Annotated in this window: 21 protein-coding genes; 6 read left to right on the forward strand and 15 right to left on the reverse strand. The window is 46.2% G+C overall.

Features of this window, described 5'->3' with window-relative positions; genetic code table 11:
• Positions 1–32 precede the first annotated feature (32 nt).
• Genes ACSAZL_RS02345 through ACSAZL_RS02355 form a run of 3 tightly spaced genes read left to right on the forward strand, consistent with a single transcriptional unit; the run spans position 33 to position 2,867 of the window.
• Positions 33–1,109 (forward strand): FecCD family ABC transporter permease, encoded by a 1,077-nt coding sequence (locus ACSAZL_RS02345; RefSeq protein ID WP_440947150.1) that lies wholly within the window; start codon positions 33–35, stop codon positions 1,107–1,109.
• Positions 1,106–2,083, forward strand: a complete 978-nt coding sequence (locus ACSAZL_RS02350; protein ID WP_440947151.1) for an alpha/beta hydrolase family protein — start codon at positions 1,106–1,108, stop codon at positions 2,081–2,083. The genes ACSAZL_RS02345 and ACSAZL_RS02350 overlap by 4 nt, the downstream gene beginning before the upstream one ends.
• A 19-nt stretch (positions 2,084–2,102) precedes the next feature.
• Entirely contained in the window at positions 2,103–2,867 is a 765-nt protein-coding gene (locus ACSAZL_RS02355) for an ABC transporter ATP-binding protein (RefSeq protein ID WP_440947152.1), read from the forward strand.
• A gap of 223 nt (positions 2,868–3,090) precedes the next feature.
• Here the strand turns inward: ACSAZL_RS02355 and ACSAZL_RS02360 are convergent, their stop codons facing one another.
• The 3 genes from ACSAZL_RS02360 to ACSAZL_RS02370 all read right to left on the reverse strand — a co-directional run bounded on the left by ACSAZL_RS02360 (position 3,091) and on the right by ACSAZL_RS02370 (position 6,302).
• A complete protein-coding gene (locus ACSAZL_RS02360; RefSeq protein ID WP_440947153.1) occupies positions 3,091–4,305 on the reverse strand; it encodes an ammonium transporter in 1,215 nt (404 codons plus the stop codon).
• Between the two features lie 438 nt (positions 4,306–4,743).
• Positions 4,744–5,937 (reverse strand): ammonium transporter, encoded by a 1,194-nt coding sequence (locus ACSAZL_RS02365; protein WP_440947154.1) that lies wholly within the window; start codon positions 5,935–5,937, stop codon positions 4,744–4,746.
• An 11-nt stretch (positions 5,938–5,948) separates the two neighbouring features.
• On the reverse strand, positions 5,949–6,302 hold the full coding sequence (locus ACSAZL_RS02370) for a P-II family nitrogen regulator (RefSeq protein WP_440948762.1): 354 nt from the start codon (positions 6,300–6,302) through the stop codon (positions 5,949–5,951).
• Between the two features lie 206 nt (positions 6,303–6,508).
• Here ACSAZL_RS02370 and ACSAZL_RS02375 point away from each other — a divergent pair, with 206 nt between their 5' ends.
• The 3 genes from ACSAZL_RS02375 (at position 6,509) to ACSAZL_RS02385 (ending at position 9,005) form a co-directional block, all read left to right on the forward strand.
• Complete coding sequence (locus ACSAZL_RS02375) at positions 6,509–7,390, forward strand: class I SAM-dependent methyltransferase (protein WP_440947155.1); 882 nt, start codon at positions 6,509–6,511, stop codon at positions 7,388–7,390.
• 1,097 nt (positions 7,391–8,487) lie between these two features.
• Complete coding sequence (locus ACSAZL_RS02380) at positions 8,488–8,787, forward strand: hypothetical protein (protein WP_440947156.1); 300 nt, start codon at positions 8,488–8,490, stop codon at positions 8,785–8,787.
• A 38-nt stretch (positions 8,788–8,825) separates the two neighbouring features.
• A complete protein-coding gene (locus ACSAZL_RS02385) occupies positions 8,826–9,005 on the forward strand; it encodes a cache domain-containing protein (protein ID WP_440947157.1) in 180 nt (59 codons plus the stop codon).
• 445 nt (positions 9,006–9,450) lie between these two features.
• Here the strand turns inward: ACSAZL_RS02385 and ACSAZL_RS02390 are convergent, their stop codons facing one another.
• The 12 genes from ACSAZL_RS02390 to nifE all read right to left on the reverse strand — a co-directional run bounded on the left by ACSAZL_RS02390 (position 9,451) and on the right by nifE (position 22,711).
• Positions 9,451–10,431, reverse strand: coding sequence for a hypothetical protein (locus tag ACSAZL_RS02390; protein WP_440947158.1), 981 nt, complete (start codon positions 10,429–10,431; stop codon positions 9,451–9,453).
• A gap of 78 nt (positions 10,432–10,509) precedes the next feature.
• Positions 10,510–11,433, reverse strand: a complete 924-nt coding sequence (locus tag ACSAZL_RS02395; protein WP_440947159.1) for an oligopeptide/dipeptide ABC transporter ATP-binding protein — start codon at positions 11,431–11,433, stop codon at positions 10,510–10,512.
• Positions 11,420–12,385 (reverse strand): ABC transporter ATP-binding protein, encoded by a 966-nt coding sequence (locus ACSAZL_RS02400; RefSeq protein ID WP_440947160.1) that lies wholly within the window; start codon positions 12,383–12,385, stop codon positions 11,420–11,422. Before ACSAZL_RS02400 ends, ACSAZL_RS02395 begins: the two co-directional genes overlap by 14 nt.
• Positions 12,386–12,400: 15 nt before the next feature.
• A complete protein-coding gene (nikC, locus tag ACSAZL_RS02405) occupies positions 12,401–13,192 on the reverse strand; it encodes a nickel transporter permease (protein WP_440947161.1) in 792 nt (263 codons plus the stop codon).
• 100 nt (positions 13,193–13,292) lie between these two features.
• A complete protein-coding gene (locus ACSAZL_RS02410) occupies positions 13,293–14,252 on the reverse strand; it encodes an ABC transporter permease (protein ID WP_440947162.1) in 960 nt (319 codons plus the stop codon).
• Positions 14,253–14,263: 11 nt separating this feature from the next.
• Entirely contained in the window at positions 14,264–15,850 is a 1,587-nt protein-coding gene (locus tag ACSAZL_RS02415) for an ABC transporter substrate-binding protein (protein ID WP_440947163.1), read from the reverse strand.
• Positions 15,851–15,852: 2 nt separating this feature from the next.
• Positions 15,853–16,608, reverse strand: a complete 756-nt coding sequence (locus ACSAZL_RS02420) for a class I SAM-dependent methyltransferase (protein ID WP_011023800.1) — start codon at positions 16,606–16,608, stop codon at positions 15,853–15,855.
• 91 nt (positions 16,609–16,699) lie between these two features.
• Positions 16,700–16,921 carry a hypothetical protein gene (locus ACSAZL_RS02425; protein ID WP_440947164.1) on the reverse strand — a complete coding sequence of 74 codons (222 nt, stop codon included), beginning with the start codon at positions 16,919–16,921 and terminating at the stop codon, positions 16,700–16,702.
• Positions 16,922–17,733: 812 nt separating this feature from the next.
• Positions 17,734–18,864 (reverse strand): ABC transporter ATP-binding protein, encoded by a 1,131-nt coding sequence (locus ACSAZL_RS02430; RefSeq protein WP_440947165.1) that lies wholly within the window; start codon positions 18,862–18,864, stop codon positions 17,734–17,736.
• 19 nt (positions 18,865–18,883) lie between these two features.
• Positions 18,884–19,549 carry a molybdate ABC transporter permease subunit gene (gene modB / locus ACSAZL_RS02435; protein WP_440947166.1) on the reverse strand — a complete coding sequence of 222 codons (666 nt, stop codon included), beginning with the start codon at positions 19,547–19,549 and terminating at the stop codon, positions 18,884–18,886.
• A 171-nt stretch (positions 19,550–19,720) separates the two neighbouring features.
• On the reverse strand, positions 19,721–21,148 hold the full coding sequence (locus ACSAZL_RS02440) for a nitrogenase component 1 (protein ID WP_440947167.1): 1,428 nt from the start codon (positions 21,146–21,148) through the stop codon (positions 19,721–19,723).
• A 12-nt stretch (positions 21,149–21,160) separates the two neighbouring features.
• Complete coding sequence (nifE, locus tag ACSAZL_RS02445) at positions 21,161–22,711, reverse strand: nitrogenase iron-molybdenum cofactor biosynthesis protein NifE (RefSeq protein ID WP_440947168.1); 1,551 nt, start codon at positions 22,709–22,711, stop codon at positions 21,161–21,163.
• Positions 22,712–22,775 lie beyond the last annotated feature (64 nt).

Below are 22,775 nucleotides of genomic sequence, written 5' to 3' on the forward strand. Positions count from 1 at the left end.
TGACCATGTCTCTAAAATTTTCACATCTACCCATGTCTCTGAAGGAAGAATATAAGAGCTCGTCTCTAAAAGAAGAATATTCGGGCTTTATTGCACGGAAAACTTCATACCTTCTTGCCAGTTTCATGTTTCTTTTGATATTAGTTACGTTTGCAGTTACAGTTGGGGCTGCTGAACTCGGCATGAAGGATGTTTTTTTTGCAATAATCGCCCGTTTCACTTCCCTGAATGTCAGCGACTTTACTTATGGAGTAGTATGGCATCTGCGGCTCCCTCGCCTTCTCCTGGGAGTTGTTGCAGGAGCCGGACTTGCAGTGTCAGGCTGTGTTATGCAGGGGATTACAAGAAATCCTCTTGTGAGTCCTTTTACAATCGGAATATCCTCAGCAGCAGCTTTTGGGGCCTCGTTAGCGATATTTTTGGGGTCCGGGCTTGCCAGCGGAGGGCAGCTTTTCGTAGTGGCAAATGCTTTTGTTTTTGCTCTTGTTTGTGCTTTCTCGGTTTTTGGGCTTGCAAATCTGAGAGGTTCTTCGCCTGAAACCCTGGTACTTGCAGGCATTGCAATTTCATACCTGTTCAGCGCTCTGGCAGCTGTCCTTCAGTTCTTTGCATCTGAAGAAAAACTGATGGCAATGGTTCACTGGAGCTTTGGTTCTCTCACAAATTCAGATTGGGATTCGATTGCAATCATCTCATGCACAATGCTTTTTACTTTTCCGGTTCTTATGAGGTATTCCTGGGACTTAAATACCATAATGCTTGTTGATGACGGAACTGCAAAAAGTCTTGGAATTCACGCTTCACGGGTCAGGACAACCCTTCTCATAATATCATCATTGATTACGGCTACGATAATATCTTTTACCGGGATTATCGGTTTTGTAGGCCTTGTGGCTCCCCATGTAACTCGTTTTATTCTCGGAGGAGATCACAGGTTTCTTTTGCCCGGCACCTGCATTGCAGGTTCGATTCTGGTGATTATGGCTGACATTACCGGAAGATGCCTTATTCCTCCGATAGTCTTTCCACTGGGAGTTGTGATTTCTTTTGTAGGCGTCCCTATGTTCGTATACCTTCTGATAACTGAAAAAGAGGAGTTCTGGAAATGAAGGAAAAAAATATCTCATTTTACGGCGAAGTCAAGCTTGCGGGAGTTTTAAGGTATCCTGAGACCGGGCTTGAGGGAGAATGTTTTCCTGCTGTATTGCTGAATCACGGTACACTGGAACAGGACCGGGACGGCAATACTCTCACACATCCGGATGGAAGGAAAGTTCACAGAAAAAATTTTTTCCTTGAAATGTCCAGGCACCTCTGCAGGGAGGGCATTGCAACGTTTTCATGGGATAAAAGGGGAGTGGGGGAAAGTGAGAACGGAGCAAAGGATAGCTTATCTCTCGTAAAAGATTCAAGAACGGCTCTCGATGTATTGTGTGCTCAGGATTTAATCGATGCAAACCGAATTGCGGTTTTTGGGCAGAGTGCAGGAGTTTATACAACCTGTCTTCTTGCAAAAGATGACACTCGGCCAAAAGCCTACATCCTATCCGGAGGACTTTACAGAGACTGTAGTGAAATGATCGCCTTCAATTATCTAAGGCCTGCGGAATATGCCAGAAAAAGTCCCGAACACCTGAAATGGGTCGAAGAAAATGATCTTTTTGGTCTGGTTCTCGGTCTGAATTTATCGTTGAGGAAAGAAGCCATGAAAGCAGGAAAAAAAGAATATACGGTAGCATACAAAGGGAAAAAATGGATAATACCGCTAGACACACTGTTTTTGAACCCTGATTTTGCTCCTCGGAAACAATTTCATTACATAAGAAAACCTGCACTTGTGATTCACGGAGAACACGACCTTAATGTCCCTCTTGAAGATGCATATATGATTGAAAGTGAACTTAGAGGCAGGTGTGCCCCTGTTGAGCTTGTTATAATTCCGGGTGCTGATCATAGCTTTCAGAAAGTACCGGAAGACAAAGAGGAAAGGCTCAAAGAAAGGATGTCTCTTGAATGTTTTAAGAGACCTTACGATGAGGAATATTTCAGGGCGCTTGTGAGTTTTCTTAGCAGGTATCTTTAATGCCCGGGTGTGAACTTCAATGCTGGAGCTGAAAAATCTTTCCTTTGGGTATAAGGAGAAAAAAACCCTGAAGAACATCAATATGTATGTTAACTCGGGGGAAGTTGTTGGCATCATAGGACCTAACGGAAGCGGAAAAAGCACGCTTCTCAAGTGCATGAACCTTATCCTGAAGCCCAAAGGACATATCCTTCTGGAAGGGGCAGAACTTCAAACCCTTAACCTCAAAGAAATTAGTAAGATAATAGGTTATGTGACCCAGAGCATTCAAGTTTCCTCCTTCCCGATAAAAGTTTTTGATGTCGTTTTGCTTGGAAGAAGACCGTATATTAGATGGAACGTTAGGGATAGAGATCTTGATTTTGTTTCAGAGATCTTTTCTTTATTAAATCTGGACAATCTGAGCATGAGAAACTTCAATGAGTTGAGTGGTGGGGAAAAGCAAAAAATCCTCCTGGCAAGGGCTCTGGCTCAGGAACCCAAAGTCCTTCTACTTGATGAGCCTACAAGTAATCTGGATGTGAAACATCAGCTTGAAATAATGGATGTCATTCGACATCTATCCCGAGAGAAATCCCTTGCAGTTGTGATTGTTTTGCATGATCTTAATCTTGCAAGCAGATACTGCGACAGACTCGTTCTGCTCAATTCGGGACAGGTTTTCGCAACGGGAACACCTGAAGAGATTCTTATATACTCCAATATAAAAACGGTTTATAATGTAGATGCCGAGATCAATTATAGCAAAAAAACAGGGTCAATTACAGTCCTTCCGATTTCATGATTTAATTTTTGTGAAATCTCACAATAAGTGAGCAAACATAAAAAAATAGTCTAATCTCCATACACTGCCTGTGAGAAGCTTTCATCCCCGCAATAAGCTGTGGGGAGTATTAAACTGAAATAAACCTGCTATAAACGGCTTTTTCTTCAGGAATTTCCCTATCAGGCATCATTCATTATGTATGGAGATAGCCTTATTTTAAGCAGGTTTATAAGGGATTTTATCAGTGAATCGCATCGTAGGCACATTCGCCATGCATTGAGATATCCAGCCCTGCCAGCTCTTCTTCATCCGAAACTTTGACCGGAGTTATTACATTTATGAGCATCAGCATAATGTAGGTAAATATAAATGCATAGATTGAAGCACCTAAAACAACTGAGAGTTCTTTAATAAAGAACGTAGTGCCACCGTAAAGTAATCCGTCAGCTCCCACCGGATTTATGACAGTCGAAGCAAAGACTCCAAGGAGAATCGTCCCTGTCACTCCCCCTATTCCGTGAACGCCCCATACATCCAGGGCATCATCCCATTGCATCCTGTTTTTAATATGTACCGCAAAGTAGCAGGCAATAGCTCCGAGGATGCCCATTAATGCAGCCACATGCATGGAGACAAGGCCTGCTGCAGGAGTAATGGTTGCAAGCCCTGCAACAGCTCCTGTCATAAGCCCTACGAATTTTGGTTTTGTTTCCCTTAACCATTCTATTATCATCCAGGTAATAGCTGCAAAAGAAGCTGCGATGTCGCTGTTCAGGAATGCAAGGGCTGTAATCCCGTCCACATTGAGTTCACTGCCAGCGTTAAACCCGTACCAGCCAAACCAGAGAAGTGCAGTTCCGATAGCCATTAAGGGGATATTATTTGGCTTTGAATCCTTATATTTCCTCGAGCCTACATAAAACACTGAGGCAAGGGCTGCAAATCCGGCTGTCGCATGAACCACGATTCCACCGGCAAAGTCGATGACCCCCATTTCGGCGAGCAGGCCGCCTCCCCATACCATGTGTACAAAAGGATAGTAAACAAAGAGCTGCCAGACGACAAGGAAAATAATGTAAGCCTTAAAAGTAATCCTGTTTGCAAATGCTCCCGTAATCAGGGCCGGGGTAATGATTGCAAACATCATCTGGTAAGCTACGAAGACGAGTTCGGGGAACCCGGCATCTCCAAACATATCAGTCGGGGCAATCCCATTCAAGAACATTTTGTCCAGGTTTCCTAAGATTGCCCCTTCTCCTCCGCTGAAACACAGAGAATATCCTACGAAAAACCATAAAATAGTCGTCAGCCCGAGAGAAACAAAACTCTGCATCATTATTCCTAAAATGTTTCTCTTACAGGCAAGCCCTCCGTAAAAGAATGCCAGACCAGGGGTCATGAGCATCACAAGACTTGTCGCAAGTAGCATAAAGCCTGTTGAACCAGTATTTAACATCTTTTCATCCCATCTTTTTTTATATGATAACTAGGAAGCCTCAAATCCCTTACCTCCTTCCTACTTTATTCTACTTAATTTTTTCTACTTTTCCAGATAAAAATAAAAGTATTAAAATAATTCTCAACTTATAAGTGGTTCAAAAAATGCTAATAATGCCGAAAAGGCAGAAAAAGATCAGGAAAAGCCTGGGATAATTGACTCTAGGAAAACGCATCAAATTGACTTTATGAAATCCAATTTGACTATATGAAAGTTAACTTGACTAGCAAAAATCAAATTGACTATGAAAAATAAATTGACTATAGGAAAACGCATTAAATTGACCATAAAAACGTATTAGTTTCAGGGAAGATGTTTTGGTTTCATGAAGTTGATTCTTTTCTATTCATGAAACCGAATTAAAAATCAGAAAGGTACAGGTGGGTTTGCCTGTACTCAAATGTTATATGCTGCTTCTCCGTGCTGCGTCCGGTCAAGCCCGATATTTTCCTCGCTCTCGCTTACCTTGAGCCCTATCGTCTTGTGGAGCACAAACCCGATAATGAGGGTGCAAACACTTGCGTAGATAAGTGTAACAACAACTCCTTCTACCTGAAGCATCAACTGATCGGAGTTGCCGAGCAGGAGTCCTGTAGATCCTACGCTAGCAAATACGCCCGTCAGAATTGCTCCCGTAATTCCACCTACGCCGTGGACTCCGAAAGCATCAAGGGAGTCGTCATACCCGAACCTTCCTTTGAGCATTACGGCCTGGTAGCAGATAAAGCTTGTAATTGCACCTATCGGAATTGCTGCCATGGGGGTGACAAAACCTGCAGCCGGGGTTATGGCAACGAGCCCTGCCAGGACTCCTGTTGCAAACCCGAGGGCAGTAGGACGACCCAGGTGGACCCATTCCAGGGTCATCCAGACAAAACCTGCGGCTGCGGGGGCTACGAGGGTTGTAATGAATGCAAGGGCCGCAATTTCATTTGCAGCAAGAGAGGAACCGGCATTGAACCCGAACCATCCGAACCAGAGGAGCCCGGTCCCCAGGAGGGTGAGGGTAACGTTATGCGGTTTTATTGAATCTATGCCGTATCCTCTCCTCTTGCCAAGGAAGATCAGAATTGCAAGTGAGGATATGCCTGAGGTTACATGGACTACGGTTCCGCCTGCAAAGTCAAGGGCTTCTCCTGTGAGGAACCCGCCGCCCCATACCCAGTGGCAGACCGGCGCATAGACAATAAGCCCCCAGAGGGCGATGAATGCGATGTATGATTTGAACTTGACACGTCCGACAATGGCTCCTGAGATCAGGGCAGGCGTGATTATTGCAAACATTCCCTGAAATGCAACAAATGCATATGTGGGAATTGTGCCCGTTACGGAGTAGGGGTCAATTCCTTGCAGGAAGATGTGTTCCAGGCTGCCTATGAATCCGTTTCCGGTCCCAAAAGCAAGCGAGTAACCTATTATCACCCATTCGAGAGCCATGACGCCCATTGCAACAAACGAATGCATCATGCTGCTCAGGACATTCTTACGCTGAACCAGTCCGCCGTAAAATAGTGCGAGCCCCGGAAGCATTAATAATACGAGGGCAGATGAAATCAACACCCATACGGTATCTGCTGCTACGATTGCCATTCTCATACACCTCAAATAGCAACAGGTCCGCTTTCGTCCGTGCGGATTCTTATAACATCTTCAAGCGGGAGCACGAATATCTTGCCGCTTCCGATATGCCCTTCACTGCCCTTTGCTCCCTGCTTTATTGCTTCAATCGTTGGGTGCAGGAATTCATCGTTTACTGCAATTTCAATCTTGATTTTTTCAAGAAGGTCAGCTTCAAACTCCATTGCCCTATATATTTCCAGGTGCCCTTTTTGCGCACCATAACCCGAAACCGAAGATACGGTCAGTCTGTTAACTTCAATCTTCTGAAGTTCTCGTTTGACCGCATCAAGCCTTTCAGGTCTTATCATTGCAATTATGTACTTCATCGCGACCACCAACAGGTATCCTCTATCCTATTCTATACTATTTAAGTATGTCGTAATTGGTGTTAGATATTTATATAGTCTGGAGTGTTATACTCTCTAAACATACGAAATTTTTCGCATTTCAAGCGGACATCAGTTTTTATGTGTCCTGGATAACGCTTTTCTCAGTCCCTTCCATCAGAGAACTTTTATTCCCTTAAATCAAATCCAGAAGTATGTTCGGAGAAATTGGAATTGTAAGAAACGAGGCAGATGAAACTTCCCTGCAAATTCTCTCCCTTTTCAGGGAAAGCATAAGTGAAATCCGCCTTAAAGAGCCTGAATCCGTATCAGCATATTTTAGCAAGGACTATTCCCATTATATTGTGGTGCATACTCCCCTGAATTTCCGGTTCCCTGAAAAAAGAGAAGAGTGGAATTTACGTTTTTGTAAGGATGTCGGAGTTTCGGTTGTGGAGCTTGTCGTAGCCGAAACAGGGAGTGCTTACGTAAGGGGCCTGATGGCAGTTAACGGGTCAAAGGTCTTTGCTATCCTTCCTTTTACATCGATAGATGCGGACAAAGCAAAAAATGCGAAGTTTCCTGAAGACCGCATGGCCCGTGTGAGGGCACAGGTGCTTCCTGCCGTGCTTCCCGGAATAAAAGGAGAAATCATCCTTGATATCGGCAGTGGTTTCGGAAGCCTCACAATGGAGCTTGCAAAAAACAACTCCGATTCACAGGTTTACGGGATCGACATTCACGATTCCCTCACCGGACAGGCCCGGATGAATGCGGAAGTCCTCGGGATACCCAATGTGCAGTTCAAAACCGGAAGTGCCTATGCCCTTCCTTTCGAAGGGGACTCGGCAGATGCTGCTACCTGCTTTTTCATGCTTCACCACCTTGATGACATTAAATTCGCTCTTTTCGAAATTAAGCGCGTGCTGAAAAAGGGTGGGTCGTTAACTGCGGTCGAGCCGCTTGCACATCAACACCACCACGGCCCCCAACTCTCGGAAACTGCATGGATAGAGCTTTTTGAGGATGTGGGTTTCAACGCGGAAAGTGAAAATCTGGAAGGTGCAGTTGTTCTGAAAGCCGTAAAAAGAGGATAATCAGGAAAAATAATATAGGTTAGGAGAAAACCATTTCAAAAATGGATCTGAAGGCTTTCCGGTATACGAATCTGGATCTTGTGATCTTTCAATCCATTTTCACACTTCTCCGACCCCTCACACGTATCTGCTCCTCTGCGAAGGGCCGAATTTAAAGTTTTGCGACTTCTTGAATCAGTTACATTTTTTACTGTAGATATGTTGTATTTTTATTCAGATGTCTGTGTACAATATTTTAGGTTATTTTGTAAGAACTGTTTATATATTCCACAGTAAGACTTATCCACTTCTTCTGTGCATATGTATGAATCCTTTTTATACATAGCGCATACCGATATGTATTCACATTTGGCATCAAATAGATCAATTTTCCCTAATACAGTGTTAAGAAAACCCATATGTAGTTATACACTCACAATATATTTATACACTTCCCTATGTATCCCTCCATAGTCCATTATATAAGACTTTCTTCAGGGAAGGCGGGACACGAGCCCTAAAAGGTTGCCCTAAATGTGAGCAGGAACATCTAGATATTGTACACTCCGATCTTCGCCATCTATCTCTCAAAACAGACATCCTTTAGTAAGTGGTGATAGATATCAGTATTTAGCATCGACGTTTATACGTTGATAGCAGACTTTTTTCATGTCGCTATCCCTAAGGTACACGAATTTCATCCTTGTTGCAGTTTTGCTTGTGGCGTTGCTTCCAGCCACCGGATGCTTTGGGGAACATGAAGTTGCATCTGCAGGCCTGAGCGGTACCACGATGTCTGTCAACCTGACGTACTACACAGACAGCTACCTCCCATAACTACATGGAGAACGGTACGCTGCAAGGTCTCTCCGTTGATCTCCTTGAAGCGATTACAGAGAAGATGGGGAACAAGGTAACACGGGAGGAGGTACACTTGGTCCCCTGGACTAAGGGATACCAGGCTGCTCTTACCGGGAATAATACTGTTCTCTTCAGCATGGTAAGCCCCCGAGCGGGAACAATCCTTCAAATGGGCCGGGCCCATCTATTCTGACAGATACGTTCTATTTGCCAAGCGAGACCGGGGGACCACAATAAAGAGCCCTGAAGATCTAAGGGTGTACAGGATCGGGGTGATCGCCGACGATATCGCGACCCAGCAGCTGCTCGATATCGGAGTAAACCAGAGCCAGATCGTGCCCGAAAACAACGTATCTGCAATCATTGACGGACTTGAGAACGGGGACATCGACTTATGGGCATGTCCTGAGGGCACAGGCAGGTACTTTACCGAAGAGCTAACCGGGAACTATTATTCCTATACGGTCGTGTATCAATTAGAAACTCAGGATCTCTACTATGCCTTCGATTATAACGGAACGACCCTGGCGCTCCCCTCCCCTATCAGGCCCAGCTGATCGGAACGGATCTATCCGAACTCCAGGACCCTTACGGGGTGAATTATACGAAGGTCGAGATCTTCCTGGCACGGCAGGGAGGAGGTTTCCTCTTTTACCACTACTACCCTGCCCGCAATATGACTCTTGAACCAAAAATGAGCTACGTCCAGAAAGCTGACGATACCTGGTGGCTTGGAGCCGAGACTTACATTGAGGATCTGAACCAGGCCGCCTGACTGGTTAACCAGCAGGAAATGACAATGGGTGTAGCGGCCGCGTTTGTGTATAATGCTTTGCATATGAATACAATCAAAGAAAAAAAGAATTTGATTGAGGGGTTAATCTCCAAAATGGATTGAAAGACTGTCCGGCACATGACTCCATGCTTCACTATCTTTCAACTAATTTTTAGAGTTTTATTCTTCTTGCGTTGGAAAATAAACATCATACTTATACCTTACTGTAACAGTTGGAATCATAATCTTCTTTGTTTGTATTTTGCAATTATTGTCGTTTTCAGCTGGAGATTTCTCTGTTTCCTCTTTACAACCTTTGCGATCAGTACTTTCATCATTAGTTTCGTTTCTGGCCGAAGATTCTTCTGTTTACCCTGAGCAATCTTCATTGTTAGTGTTGTTGGAATTTGTCTTGTTTCCAGCTGATATCTCTCTTGATGTTTTTTTATCCAGGGTATGTTTGCAGTATTATGAGGAGTAAAACGATACATGTCAGCCCTGTTTCAACCATGAAGCCCTCCACGCAGGTTACTCGAAGACCGAGTTTTCTCCCGAATAGGGCGATATTTGTCGGAAGAGACGTCTTAACATAACCAATTCCAAGGTGTAGTACCCGGGCAATGAAGAGCATCTCAAGACACTGAAGAACGGTTATTTGTTCCATTACGACTATTGTGCCAGCTGCCGAAAGAACGGCAATCTGACTCAAAAAGCTTGCTGCAAACACAATAACTGCAGCATCCGGCAGTCGAAGGGAGTTCATAAGGGGTTTAAGCGCCTCTGCCGAGTACTCTGCCAGGCCCAGGTTAAGGATGATAATGAATAAAAATGTCGTTGGAACCAGGACAAGGGCAACCTTTCCGAACTCATGAAAACTTTTTTGAAGTACAGCTCCTGCTCTGGCTATGCACCCGGTTTCTTTTTCCTTTTCCTCTGAAATGGACAGTTCGGTATTATCTCCATGCTCCGAAGGATTTTTAAAAAGAATTTTTCTACCTATGAATATTCCGGCAACTGCAATGCCAGCGAAAACCAGAAGTTCTAAAAAGAGGAGTGGCAATCCGATCTCATAGCCAAGTACTGCGAGTGCAACGGGTGCTTGAAAAAATATTGCACTATGAAGCCCTTTTGGTAGCTGAGCGATCAGGACTGTAACAATGACATCCCGCTCTCCGAGAATCCGCTTATGAAAGAAGGAAGAGAGCATGCCCATTCCCGACCAGGAGTTTAAAAAAAAGAAAGTGAGCACAGAAGAGCACGTTTTTGGAAGGCGGGCCATTTCCGTGATAGACGCCATGGGGATGCTGGTGTATTCTAGATACCGGGTTGCCCTCAGGAGATTTGATAAAAAAAAGCCGATAAATATCATCGGGAGCATTATCGAGAATAACTTCATAGCTTCGGAAAAAACTAGTGAATAATCCATATCAGGCTCCTCCAGCGGGGCATTGCACTCTTAATTTAATCAGTTTTAATTTAATGAATGTATGGAAATCTGGAAGTTTCAATCCTCACTGACCGACCTGCAGGCAACCTTATGGATACCGCCTCTTAACCGGACCTCGCCAATCCGGCATTCCTGTCTGGCTGCTGCGCACCTCCCCGCATACGGACACCCTTCATCCGTGGGCTGAGATGCCTCAGGGTTTTGATATTCTGTTGTTTCACTACAAAAAGATGAGGCATTAATGAGTTCCTGTGTGTAGGGGTGCAGAGGGTTCCGGATCACGTCATCTGTCAGCCCCTCCTCTACAATCCTGCCCCGGAGCATCACCGCAATCCGGTTACACATCCATTTTACAACTTCAATATCATGGGAGATGAGCACACAGGGTATTGAACGTTCTTTCTGTACTTTCTTTATCAATATGAGAATTTGTGCCTGTACAGAGAGATCAAGGTTTGATGTGGGTTCGTCTGCAACGATCAGTTTTGGGTTGAGACTGATTGCACGGGCAATGACTATCCTCTGAATTTCACCACCACTTACTTCATGAGGGTAGCGATTCAGGATTTCTTCACGTATGTTCATATTCTGAATGATTTCCTGTACGGTATCTTCGATCAAATCTCTCTCCCCGGAGAGCTTCAAACCTTCCACAAGGGAATCTCCAATCTGCATCCTTGGGTTAAGCGAGGACCTCGGGTCCTGAAAGATCATCTGGAGATTTGGCCAGTATCTCTGCAACTCTGATCCCCTGAGGCGTGTGATATCGAGATCGCCAATTGTCACTCTTCCTCCTGTTGGATCCAGAAGGCGTACAAGCATCTTTCCCAGGGTAGTCTTTCCGCATCCGCTCTCTCCCACAATCCCGAAAATTTCGTCGCCCTTAATTGAAAAGCTCACGTCCCGTACAGCATGCACTTCTGCCCTGTGTATTAAAAAACCGCTGGTGTAGGTTTTGGAAAGGTTTTCAACTACGAGCATAGTGACACCTAACCCCCCTATTCTCTTCACATATATCCGGATGATGTGTTGCACACTTCTCTTTTGCATACGGACACCGGGAATGGAAACGGCATCCTGCCGGGAGTTGTATTAAACTCGGGCTCATACCCGGTATCGGGGACATGCCCCTTGATGGCATCGAGGACATCAACCCCTGTGTATATGGATGCCTGGGGTCATCGAGTATGTCCTGTGCAGGTCCTCTCTCAATTATTTCACCTGCATACATCACCGCAAGATTTTCACAGATCTGTGCCGCGCCGATGTCATGGGTGATCAGCAGGAGAGAACGCCCTGCAGTAATGCGATCTATCAGCTTCACGGTTTTGTTCCTGAGAATCGTGTCCAACCCGGTCGTTGGCTCGTCTGCGATGAGGAGGTCTGGATTTTGTGCAATGCCCATCGAGACCAAAACTCGCCTGTTCATCCCTCCAGAGAGTTGATGCGGGTATCTGTTCGATACCTGCGGATCAAGTCCAACCGAGCTAAGGAGATCGAAAGCTTTCCGGTAGAGTTGTTTTTTATCCCGGGAACCTCCATTTGGTCGTATTGCTTTCCGAATCTGGCCCTTAATTTTCATAAGAGGGTCAAGGGAAGAGAGCTGTTGCGGGATCAAACCGATATCTCCACCTCTGATCTTAACCATCTGGTCCTGCCCTGCACCTAGCAGATCTTGATTGTGAAAGATTATCTCCCCGGATACCCTTGCATTATATGGGAGGAGCTTTAGTATGGTCTGGGCAAGCACAGACTTGCCGCATCCGGATTCTCCTATAATGGCCATTCTTTCCCTTTCCTTCAGGTCAAAATCAAGGCCGTTAACTGCCTGTACCGGACCATTTGCCGTGAGAAATATTGTATTCAGATCTCTGACACGTAGAATGGGCTCTTTGCCTGTTTCACTGGTAAATTCAGACGATAAGGTATCCATGTTCTCTGTTCCCGTTCATTGAAAATCAGTTTTCTCCGCCCTCATCGGATCAATTCTCTCTTTCAGCCAGTTACCCAGGCAGTTGAATGAGAGGACTGTAATAATGATGCACAGTCCCGGGAAGATCATCGTCTGCGGTGCGGTCTCCATAAAAGCGATACTTCCCTGAATCATCGCCCCCCACTCCGGGGTTGGGGGCTGGGCCCCGAGGCCGAGGAAGCTCAGGCCTGTGATATGAAGAATTGCGGATCCCACATCAAGTGTGGCGAGGGCAAATACAGGGGAAAGTACATTCGGGAGCACATGTTGCCTGATGATGTAGTATGAATTTCCCCCCATGAGCCGAGCTCCTTTGATAAAATCCTTCTCTTTTACCTGGAGGACAGATCCCCGTATAATTCGTGCATAACTCACCCACCACATCACCGAGAGTGCGATTACTATGTTGAAGAGTGAAGCCCCAAATAATCCGACCAGAGCTATAGAAAGGATCGTCCCTGGAAATGCCAGGAAGAGGTCTACAATACGCATGATGGTTTGATCAATAACACCTCCAAAAAATCCGGCAACCAAGCCTATGAAGGTACCGAGTACGACACCGATGGCAACTACGGAGAGGGCAGTTACCAGTGAGGTCTGTGCCCCATAGATCACCCGGCTAAGAATATCCCGACCGTGATGGTCTGTTCCAAATGGGTGTGACACTCCTGGTTTTGCAAGCCGGTTGTCAAGATCTACAGCATTTGGGTCATGGGGGGCTAATGCACCTGGAAAGATAATCATTACCGCAAAGGCAAGGAGAGCCATACAGCTGATGACCACCTTTATACTCATACGTGAGGACTTGGTCTGTAGGTAATGACAGATCTGTTCCCGGTGACTGCTCTCTCCTCTTCCATACAAGCTGTTACCCACGAATATTTCCTCCCGGTTTCATCCTTGGATCGATGCACACATACAGAATATCAACGAGAATATTGACGATCACAAATATCAGAGCTATAAGGAGCACAAATCCCGCAATGACAGGATAGTCTCTGCTCATTACCGATGTCAGAAGAAAGTTCCCTATTCCTGGCCACCCGAAAATTTGTTCGATGATCACAGTGCCGCCAAGGAGTGTTCCGATGTCGAGTCCTGCCTGGGTAACAACAGGGACGGAAGCGTTTCGAAACGCATGTTTCACCACAACCTCTCTTTCCCTCAGGCCTTTTGCATAGGCTTCGAAGACATAGTCTTCGGAGAGGGCGTCGAGCATGCTCTCTCTTGTTATCCTCAGAATTCTTGATATCTGGAGAAAACCGAGGGCCATTGTTGGAAGGATAAGGTGTTGTATCCCTCCATATCCGAATGAAGGGAGGATATCAAGACGGATCGAGAATATGAGGATGAGCAGCAGTGCAAGCCAGAAAGATGGTATTGAGGTTCCCATCGATGCGATGAAGTTGCCAAATAGATCAACCGGGGAATGTGGCCTCATGGCTGACAACACACCAATGCTGGTGCCCGTTACCAGTGCAAGTGCCATCGCCGTCACCGCGAGGATGAATGTTGCCGGAAAACGGGTAGTAAATTCTTCCAGAACCGGATCACCTGTTCGGAGGGATATACCAAGGCTTCCGGAAAACAGGTTTGTCATCCAGGCAGCGTACTGTTTTAGAAAAGGCTGTTCAAGCCCGTGGCCGTTCATGAAAAGTAAAACAGCCTCTCTTGTCGGCTCATTTCCGGTCTCCTGTGTTAAAATGATCTCGGCCGGATTTCCCGGTGCAAAGTACATTATCGAAAATGCGAGAATTGATGCAAGAAAGATAGTTAGAAGGGCCCATGGTATCCTTCTTGCTAATAGGATAGGTACATCTCCGGCCATAATACACCTTCTTAAGGTTCGATACTAACCGTACTCAGGTCGAGCCCGTAGATCGAAGCAGAGAACGTGAAGCCTTTCACAGACTTTCTATACGCAGCGATTTTCTCAATGTCATACAATGGCATACAGGCATACTTCTCCTGAATATACAGGTATGCGGCGCTATAATCTTCATCTGCACCGGTAGCGATGGCTGTTTCGATCAGCTGGTCGAGCTCAGCATCATGATAAGATACCGGCCATGACCCCCAGGCAGAGTGATACTTTCCGGTAAGCGGTCCTTCGGGCAGCCCGGGGACTCCCCAGCTGTGGTGCAGATACATGTCATAGTTGCCCTTTTGACGTTCTCCTCCTGCGGCACCGCTTTCAAGCACAAGGATATCCACTTCGACCCCGATCTTCTTCAGCTCACTCTGGATATAGACGGCAATCGAGTCGGAGTTTGCTTCACCCTGCGGAACGATATAGGTAAGTGTCAGTTTCTGTCCGTCTTTTTCCCTAATTCCATCGGCTCCGGCAACTACCCATCCTGCCTGGTCAAGGAGGTTCTTTGCTTTCTCCGGGTCATAGGTATATTCCGTCCCTGCAAGGCTGCTGGCCCATGGGTACGCAGGGGATACAACCGAATACGCAGGTTCTGCAGCGCTGGCGAGGAGTTCTTTAACCATCTTATCCCGGTCAAGCCCGAGGTTGATCGCCTCCCGGAGACGAATATCACTAAGCGACCCCTCTTTACAGTTCAGTTCCACAACCTGATATCTTCCGTAGGACTGCTTTTCGACGATGATATCCGGATCGTTCATCATCTGGGGGATCTGCTCATACGGGACCGTTGAATGGTGGTCCGCCACTCCAATGATATCCACATCACCTGCACGCAACGCCGATACACTGGCATAGCTATCAGGAATTACCCGATAAGATATCCGGTCAATTAACATTCCTTCACCTGAGGCCGGATCATGCCTCACAAATTCTGCACTCTGTGCCTTTACATAGTTCTCAACCTCGAACTTCCCTGTCCCGATAAAGGATACGATCTCTCCATCGTTACTCCAGGCAGGTTCGACCGATGTTGGTGCGATGACATGGCTGGTCGACTCCGATGAGAGCGATTTGATGAAAGCTCCATATGGCTCTTTCAGAGTAACCTGTATTGTATGTTCATCGACCTCACTCACATCGGATATCTTTGAGAATGCGATATCGTTCTTCCTTGGCCCCTGACTGCACCATGTCAGGAACCATGCAGCAGAACTCGCGTTCCATTGCGTCCCATCGTGGAACTCTATTCCCTTATTGAGTTGGAAAGTATAGGTTAATCCGTCATCAGACTCGTTCCATGAACTGACAAGATGGCCGGGAATAGGTTTTCCATTGGCATTGATGTCGAGGAAGACATCATACACATTCATCTTCATCTCTACTCTTGAATCAAAATCAGCGGGTCCGGCAACGATGAGCGTCTGAATGTTGTCCTCTTGAACGTTGTCTTCTGTCTGAGCAATCTGTCCTAAACATCCCGCAGTGATAATCATCGCTCCGACAAAGCAGCAGAATGCCAGGAATCTCAGGGGTGTAAAACTTATTCTCTTCATCTTCAATCCTCTTTTGGTTTCTCAGCTGTGTAGCAGAACTGACCGTGCCCGTGTGAAATTCTATATGGGTAGGGCATACGTCGGCTTTTCAGGGTTTCAATCTCGTGCATGGGCTCGGCGAAGACATGAGAGTATCCGACAGATTTCAGAAGGTCTAAAATGACTCCGGGTTTTACACCCCCGTTATATGGAAGGTTTACAGCCTGTCCCTTACTTCCAAGAGTGCGCCACGGATTCCTTCTCTCTGAGAGGAGTATCCAGAGGTTCAAAACCTGTTTCTGGAGCGCATCTTCTCGCTCGTTGCGAGGCACGTGAAGGAAAAAGCAGAGCTTTCCTCCGGGCCTCAATACCCGCATCCATTCACGTACTGCAATATCCGGATGCGGAAGTGTCCAGAGGACCGCCCTGTTGACGATGGCATCGAAGGAGTTGTTTTCAAAACCAAGTTGTTCGGCATCATCTTGATGAAAATCGATTGATAATCCTCTCTCTTTTGCCTTGGCAGACGCACGAGCAATCATCTCCTCGGAGAGATCGATTCCCACAACCTCATACCCCATATCGGCAAGCATTAGTGAGAGAAAACCTGTTCCTGAACCAATATCAAGGATTTTTTCGGCATCATCCAGCTTTGACCTGAGGAGCCCCTTCCATGCTTCTTCCTCCTCTTTGCTGGCGGTATAATGGCCAGGAGATTTATCGAATGTTTGAGAACGATAATTCCAGAAATCTCTGATTATCTCTTTGTCTTCGTTCATCTGTCACCCTCCAGAAGGTTAAAAGTAGCTATAGTTGCAAGCTGGCCCCGGCCATAATACCCATTAATTCTCCTTTCAGAGTCTCCATGACTCAATATCCGTGGGCTCTGGGAACCTGTGCTAAACCTCTCTTTTGTTCATCCGGTTCGACTGTTGTGATGCTCTCATGATGAGCATTAGAAACGTGGATTACCCTGAGTCTTCCCTGAGAAAAATGGCTTACCAGGATAAGAACCTCAATCCAGACATCTTCCAGGTTTCTGTTGTTATATCGGTCTCTATAATCGATCTCCGGATGGCATATATACTCCATCTTCGCTTCTTCCCCGGCCTATCAGTTTATAATGTTCTCATCTAAGGCTACAGATCGATATAGCTGTCTTTAATTTTCATCACATTTATTGTACGATGTATTGTTCTTTTCATGTTACTATTTGCTAAGTTAGTGACTTAATTGTATTCTTAGTATAAGTTACTATTGATTTTGTGTTACTAAATACTATTTTTGCATCTATATTTATTAATTAAGCTTATTTAGTCAGATTTTGATATCAATAATCTAAGTTGACAATTTCATGTATAATCCTCTAAAAAAAGATTTCATATCGAAAAAAACATTGACTTAAAGTGCCAACTTTTGTTTGGCACAAAAGTACGTTTTACACGCTTTGCAATATCGTCTATGCAAAAGAAGCAAAGGAATCGGCAATCTTTCTGCGGGAAAGGGTGCTCTCCTTTTTCGGGAGTAACAAGAACTACCTATGTATACAGAATAGGTTTGTACAGGTTATGAAATTGTAATTTTGTTCCAGAGTAACTCACTGTTATAACTTATGAATCAATCTTCTTGAGCGAAACTTACTGGTTTCTCTCCTATATTATTTCTCTTGAGCTCAGCGAAAAGAACCTCATACTTCAGAGCCGCAAATCTCGAAATTGATGTGGATTCTTGTGAATATATCTAACTGCCGGAAAATTTCGATTTCCTTGATCCCAAATCAAAATTCAAAGAAGAACTCTACTCTATTCTCCCATTCTAAATTTGTCCTCTTGAGCGAAGCGTAGCGTAGCGAAAAGGACTGCGACCTCCCGAGTCGCCATTCCGGGCGAGTCGCAATTCGAGAGTCAGAAAACAATCATATCCGATGCTCTGAGCCTGACCATGCATTCGTCGCCAGTCCCTATTTTTAATGAGTCAAAAACATGGTTTGCGACCTCTACCTTCAGGACGTCCTCACTATCTTTGAGTATGAGGGACATGATCCGGCTGGTGCCTTTGTTCACAACGTTCATTATCACTCCGTCGAAGAGGTTTTTCCTGTCTCCCTGGCGGATAACGTGCATATTCTTCCTGTCCACAAGCTCTATATTCTCAGGCCTGATACCCCAGCTGACTCTGTCTCCGGCTTTGCGTTCGATATAGGGAGCGGTAATTTCCGTTCCGAGGGACCACAGGAAGGTGCACTCGGCTCCGTTTCCGTGTCCTTCTACCACGGCATTATCAAAGAGGTTTGAGAAGCCCACAAGTTCGGCCACATAGCGAGTTTTCGGATGATAGAATATATCCTCAGGGGTACCTATCTGCTGTACCCTGCCGTCTTCAAAGACTGCCATCCGGTCTGCCATGGTAAAAGCTTCGACAGGGTCATGGGTGATGAAAATTACGGGAATTCCGAGTCTTTTCTGGATATCTCTCAATTCTTTTCTCAATTTCAGGCGGACTACGGTGTCCAGGGCTGAAAAGGGTTCATCCAGGAGCAGGACTTCGGGGCTTGGGGCAAGGGCTCTGGCAAGCGCAACTTTCTGTTTCTGGCCGCCTGAAAGTTCGTCCGGATAGGCAAACTCAAGTTCCTCTATCCCCACAAGATCCAGCATCTCGTTTACCCTGTCCGTTTTTTCCATGGAGCTCAGGCCTTTTAATCCGAACTCGATGTTCTGACGCACGTTCATATGCGGGAAGAGGGCATTTTCCTGGAACATGTACCCGATTTTCCTCTTCTGGGGAGGAAGATTTACTTTTTTCCTGCCGTCAAAGTACACGGTACCGTTTATCTTTATAGTCCCTGCATCCGGGTTTTCAAGCCCCGCAATGCAGCGGAGAGCCGTGGTTTTACCTGAACCGGAACACCCGAACAGGACCACAAAATCGGAATCGGCATCAAAGCTGCAGTTCATTGAAAAGCTGGGGTTTTCCCCTTTCTTTTTCCTGTTTTTCCTTCCGTAGAATTCCTTTTCAATGTCAACTTCAACAGTCATTACCTACTCTCACCTTTTTTCATCGTTCTCCCAGTTTGCTGGTGGCTGCAATCGTTATGAATGACATGACAACAAGGATAAGCACAAGCAGGTTCGCAAGTTCATTATTTCCTGTCTGGTATGCTCCGTAAATGGAAAGAGGCATGGTGCTGGTCTTTCCCGGGATATTTCCTGCAACCATAAGGGTTGCCCCGAACTCTCCGACAGCCCTTGCAAAACTCAGGACACACCCTGCAATAATGCCTTTCTTTGCAAGAGGCAGAGTTATGAAGAGCGCAGTTTCGAATTCATTCCTTCCGAGAATACGAGATGCTTCCTCAACATTCCTATCTACTGCCCCGATGGCTGCGGTGGTGGTCTTTACCATCAAGGGCAAAGAGACTACAAAAGCTGCAATGGCTGCGGCCTGCCAGGTAAAGAGGATTCCGCTCCCCGTAAGTTTGGTGAAGATACTTCCTATAACTCCGTTTTTTCCCAGCAGGATAACAAGGATGTACCCGGTTACAGTAGGGGGAAGCACCATTGGCATGGTAACCATAACGTCAACTAACCTTTTCCCCGAAAACTCCCTTTTTGCCAGTATATAAGCAATTAAAATTCCAAGCACCGTTACAAAGAGGGTTGCAATGACGGAAATCTTGAGGGTTAACAGAAGTGGGGTCGCGATTATTTGAAAGATTTCCATCAAATCCCTCCCTTTTTTATTGTTTTCCCGGCTCTGAGAACCTTAGACCGCTTTCGTTTTTCTCATTCACATTTTCTGTTTTTCATTCTCTATCAGGAGTTTCTGAATTCCGGGAGGTATTATGCGCTGAAGCCGGTATTTGCCATGATTGGAAGTAGCTTTTTGTTCAGCTTACTGCGCTCCCTCTACGCAATCATCTTTTTCACCCTGGTCCGCATATGATTCTATCTGCACCGGTGCGGTGAAAGTATCGGTTGCTTCAAGGATGGTGTTGGTGATCCTGTCCAGAAGTTCCATTGCTCCCTTGTATCCTACAGTGAGGATGCGCTGTGCACCTACTCTGTCGTGGATTGGCAAGCCAACCCTTACAAGGGGAATGTCGCGTGCTTTGGCAATGTATCTCCCGTTTGAGTTCCCTATCAGGATTTCGGGGCTGCATTCGCTGACTGCGTCATTGAGGCTGTCAAAGTCAATTCCGTCCAGAACCACAGGTTCCAGTTCCGGTCTGATCTCTTTGAAAATTTGTTTTATTCTCTTTTCAAAGTCCCGACTTTTGCTTCCGGTTGCTACCAGCACGGGGTTCATCCCGAGTTCCAGCATAAAAGTCGTCAGGCTAAATACGGTGTCCGGGTCTCCGTAGACTGCTGCCTTTACCCCATAGAGGTATTTATGCACGTCCACCATGGCATCGAGGAGCCTTCCCCTTTCTTTCTGGTATTTCTCGGGGATGGGGCAACCGATGATGTTGACCAGTTCCGTAAAGAAACTGTCCGTGTTCGAAAGCCCTATAGGAATCGGGACATCGAACCCGGGCACTTCGTGGGCTTCTTCAAGGTACCTCAGTGCCAGGTTCTTGCTGACTATGCCAAGACCCAGGCTTGCCCGGCTGTTAGGCATATCTGCAATCTCGGAAAGCGGAGTGCCTCCGGAAGCAATTTTCGGGAGGTCATCTCTCAGGGGGGCATCAAAGGTTTCGCAGATGTCCGGCAGGAAAATGTAATCTCCGGCCATAACCTCAAGAATCTCTTTGAGTTCCCGCACATCAGCGGGGGAGAGGCTTTCAGTCGGGATGAGGTTCAATTTCCCATTAGGGATTTTTGCAGCGTTCTCCTCCCCCGGGGTTTCCGCAAATTTCCTGACAACGGCATCAAGGGCTTTTATGTACCCGCTGACGTGGCTTTCCCCATAGCTGGGGGTGGAGACGGGAATGATTATGATATCTTTTTCGAGATCGTCTCCGATCCCTTCTTCCTCTTTAAATTCCCTGATAATCGCAGGGACATCATCGCCAATTGTTTCGGCAAGGCAGGTGGTTGCAACGCCTATTACTTTCGGCTTATATCTGTTGATGACGTTTCTGAGCCCCTTTTTCAGGTTTTCCCTGCCCCCGTAGACCGCTCCTTTTTCACTGAGAGAGCTTGAGGCAATATCTACAGGTTCTCTGAAGTGATGGGCAAGGTGCAGGCGCATATAGGTGCTGCAGCCCTGGGAGCCGTGGTAGAGGACCATGGTATTTTCAATCCCTTTAAAGGCAAGGGCACTTCCCATGGGCTGGCACATAACACAGGGATTCACAGTTGCATAGTTTCTTTTAGTCATTTTATTGCCTCCTCATACCTGGCTCTCAACTGCAGCATCCGACCTGGAGTGTAAAAACTCCCTTTTCAGGGCTACACCTTTACATTTCTTTGTGCACGGTTTTGCGGGGATCTTTTCTTCTATTGCGGCTTTTTCCTGTCCCGATTCTATCGTGGCTTTTTCCGGCTCCAGGGATTCGGGTTTAAGGGTCCTCTGCCGGATAGCTTTCCAGACAGGGCTGTTGATTGAGGCATCTACTTCCTTTGCGAAGTTTACAAAACCGTCAAAGCCTTCGAACTCCACCACTCTGTCGTGGTTGAAATCACAGAAGGCAACACCCAGCTTGTATGCGATAAACCTTTCTTTAACACCTGCAACCATCAGGTCGGCTTTCTGTTTCACGAGCAGGTCTGCAAGTTCCAGGGGGTTTGCATCGTCTACAATGACTGTCCCGTCCCGGACCGAATAACTGATCTGCTCGTAGTCTTCCTTTTTCCCGGTCTGGGTCCCGATGATGACTACTTCCATGCCAAGTTCCGCAAAACCTTTGATAAGCGTGAGGGCTTTTGCAGGTCCGCCCATGTAGATGGCGGCTTTTTTCCCTTTGACTCTCTCTCTGACCCGGGATATTTCAGGCATTATCCGGTTCGTTTCGGTCTCCAGGATTTCTTCTGCTATCTTTTTCATTTCTTCTGAGCCAAAGTATTCCGCAGTCTTTCGAAGCGCAATGGAAATATCTTCGATTCCGAAGAAACTTATGGTTTGATATGGAATCCCGTACTCTTTCTGCATCCATTTTGCAAGGTAGGTCATTGACCCGCTGCACTGGACAAGGTTGAGGTCTGCTTCCGCTGCCCTTGAGATGGATTCGGCAGTCGAATCTCCGGTCATGGAGACTATGACTTCGATTCCCATTCGTTCAAAGAGGGGTTTGACGAGCCAGACGTCCCCGGCTACATTGAAGTCTCCCAGGATGTTAATCTTCGGCCTGTTGACTTCAGGGCCTTTCTCGGGCTTCTTTACTTCCGGTCTTTTAATAAGCTGCTTTAAGGCATCGCAAGCAGCCTTGTATCCGTCAGACTTGTTGCCTTTGAAGCCTTCGGATTTCACAGGGATTACCGGGATATTATGCTTCTGGCTTGCTGTCTTGCATACCGATTCCAGGTCGTCTCCTATGATTCCCACAATGCATGTGGAATATACGAAAACGATAGGAGGACGGTAGATGCCTACCAGCTCATCGATCGCATTTGAGAGTTTTTTCTCTCCTCCGAAGACAACATCGATCTCCTTCATGTCCGTACTGAAACTGCTGCGGTTCGTTTCGACCCCGCTGGACTTTGCCCCTCTTATGTCCCAGGTATAGCCTGCACAGCCTATAGGGCCGTGGACCAGGTGGACTGCGTCGGTTACGGGGTTTAAAACAACCCTTGCTCCCGAATATACACATGCCCGCTGGCTGATGGCTCCTGCAAGAGAGTTGTTGTCGCAGGCAAGGGGAACTATCTGCCCCTTTTCCTGCTTTTTGGTGATGTATGGCTGCCTTTCTTCGAGAGTATCCACTATCCCGGTTAATTCTTTCATCTCTTTCACTCCCCTCTGCTTCTGTTTTCAGAATTGCAGCGGCGGTTTTCCATTTTTTTCCATT

Origin of the sequence: Methanosarcina mangrovi (genome assembly GCF_052057765.1) — an archaeon.
GTDB lineage: Archaea > Halobacteriota > Methanosarcinia > Methanosarcinales > Methanosarcinaceae > Methanosarcina.

What these genes read in the sequence shown, in the direction of transcription:
- ACSAZL_RS02345 (WP_440947150.1), top strand. Translation starts at nt 33, where the DNA reads ATGTCTCTGAAGGAAGAATATAAGAGCTCGTCTCTAAAAGAAGAATAT.
- ACSAZL_RS02350 (WP_440947151.1), top strand. Translation starts at nt 1,106, where the DNA reads ATGAAGGAAAAAAATATCTCATTTTACGGCGAAGTCAAGCTTGCGGGA.
- ACSAZL_RS02355 (WP_440947152.1), top strand. Translation starts at nt 2,103, where the DNA reads ATGCTGGAGCTGAAAAATCTTTCCTTTGGGTATAAGGAGAAAAAAACC.
- ACSAZL_RS02360 (WP_440947153.1), bottom strand. Translation starts at nt 4,305, where the DNA reads ATGTTAAATACTGGTTCAACAGGCTTTATGCTACTTGCGACAAGTCTT.
- ACSAZL_RS02365 (WP_440947154.1), bottom strand. Translation starts at nt 5,937, where the DNA reads ATGGCAATCGTAGCAGCAGATACCGTATGGGTGTTGATTTCATCTGCC.
- ACSAZL_RS02375 (WP_440947155.1), top strand. Translation starts at nt 6,509, where the DNA reads ATGTTCGGAGAAATTGGAATTGTAAGAAACGAGGCAGATGAAACTTCC.
- ACSAZL_RS02390 (WP_440947158.1), bottom strand. Translation starts at nt 10,431, where the DNA reads ATGGATTATTCACTAGTTTTTTCCGAAGCTATGAAGTTATTCTCGATA.
- ACSAZL_RS02395 (WP_440947159.1), bottom strand. Translation starts at nt 11,433, where the DNA reads ATGCTCGTAGTTGAAAACCTTTCCAAAACCTACACCAGCGGTTTTTTA.
- ACSAZL_RS02400 (WP_440947160.1), bottom strand. Translation starts at nt 12,385, where the DNA reads ATGGATACCTTATCGTCTGAATTTACCAGTGAAACAGGCAAAGAGCCC.
- nikC (WP_440947161.1), bottom strand. Translation starts at nt 13,192, where the DNA reads ATGGCTCTCCTTGCCTTTGCGGTAATGATTATCTTTCCAGGTGCATTA.
- ACSAZL_RS02410 (WP_440947162.1), bottom strand. Translation starts at nt 14,252, where the DNA reads ATGGCCGGAGATGTACCTATCCTATTAGCAAGAAGGATACCATGGGCC.
- ACSAZL_RS02415 (WP_440947163.1), bottom strand. Translation starts at nt 15,850, where the DNA reads ATGAAGAGAATAAGTTTTACACCCCTGAGATTCCTGGCATTCTGCTGC.
- ACSAZL_RS02420 (WP_011023800.1), bottom strand. Translation starts at nt 16,608, where the DNA reads ATGAACGAAGACAAAGAGATAATCAGAGATTTCTGGAATTATCGTTCT.
- ACSAZL_RS02425 (WP_440947164.1), bottom strand. Translation starts at nt 16,921, where the DNA reads ATGGAGTATATATGCCATCCGGAGATCGATTATAGAGACCGATATAAC.
- ACSAZL_RS02430 (WP_440947165.1), bottom strand. Translation starts at nt 18,864, where the DNA reads ATGACTGTTGAAGTTGACATTGAAAAGGAATTCTACGGAAGGAAAAAC.
- modB (WP_440947166.1), bottom strand. Translation starts at nt 19,549, where the DNA reads ATGGAAATCTTTCAAATAATCGCGACCCCACTTCTGTTAACCCTCAAG.
- ACSAZL_RS02440 (WP_440947167.1), bottom strand. Translation starts at nt 21,148, where the DNA reads ATGACTAAAAGAAACTATGCAACTGTGAATCCCTGTGTTATGTGCCAG.
- nifE (WP_440947168.1), bottom strand. Translation starts at nt 22,711, where the DNA reads ATGAAAGAATTAACCGGGATAGTGGATACTCTCGAAGAAAGGCAGCCA.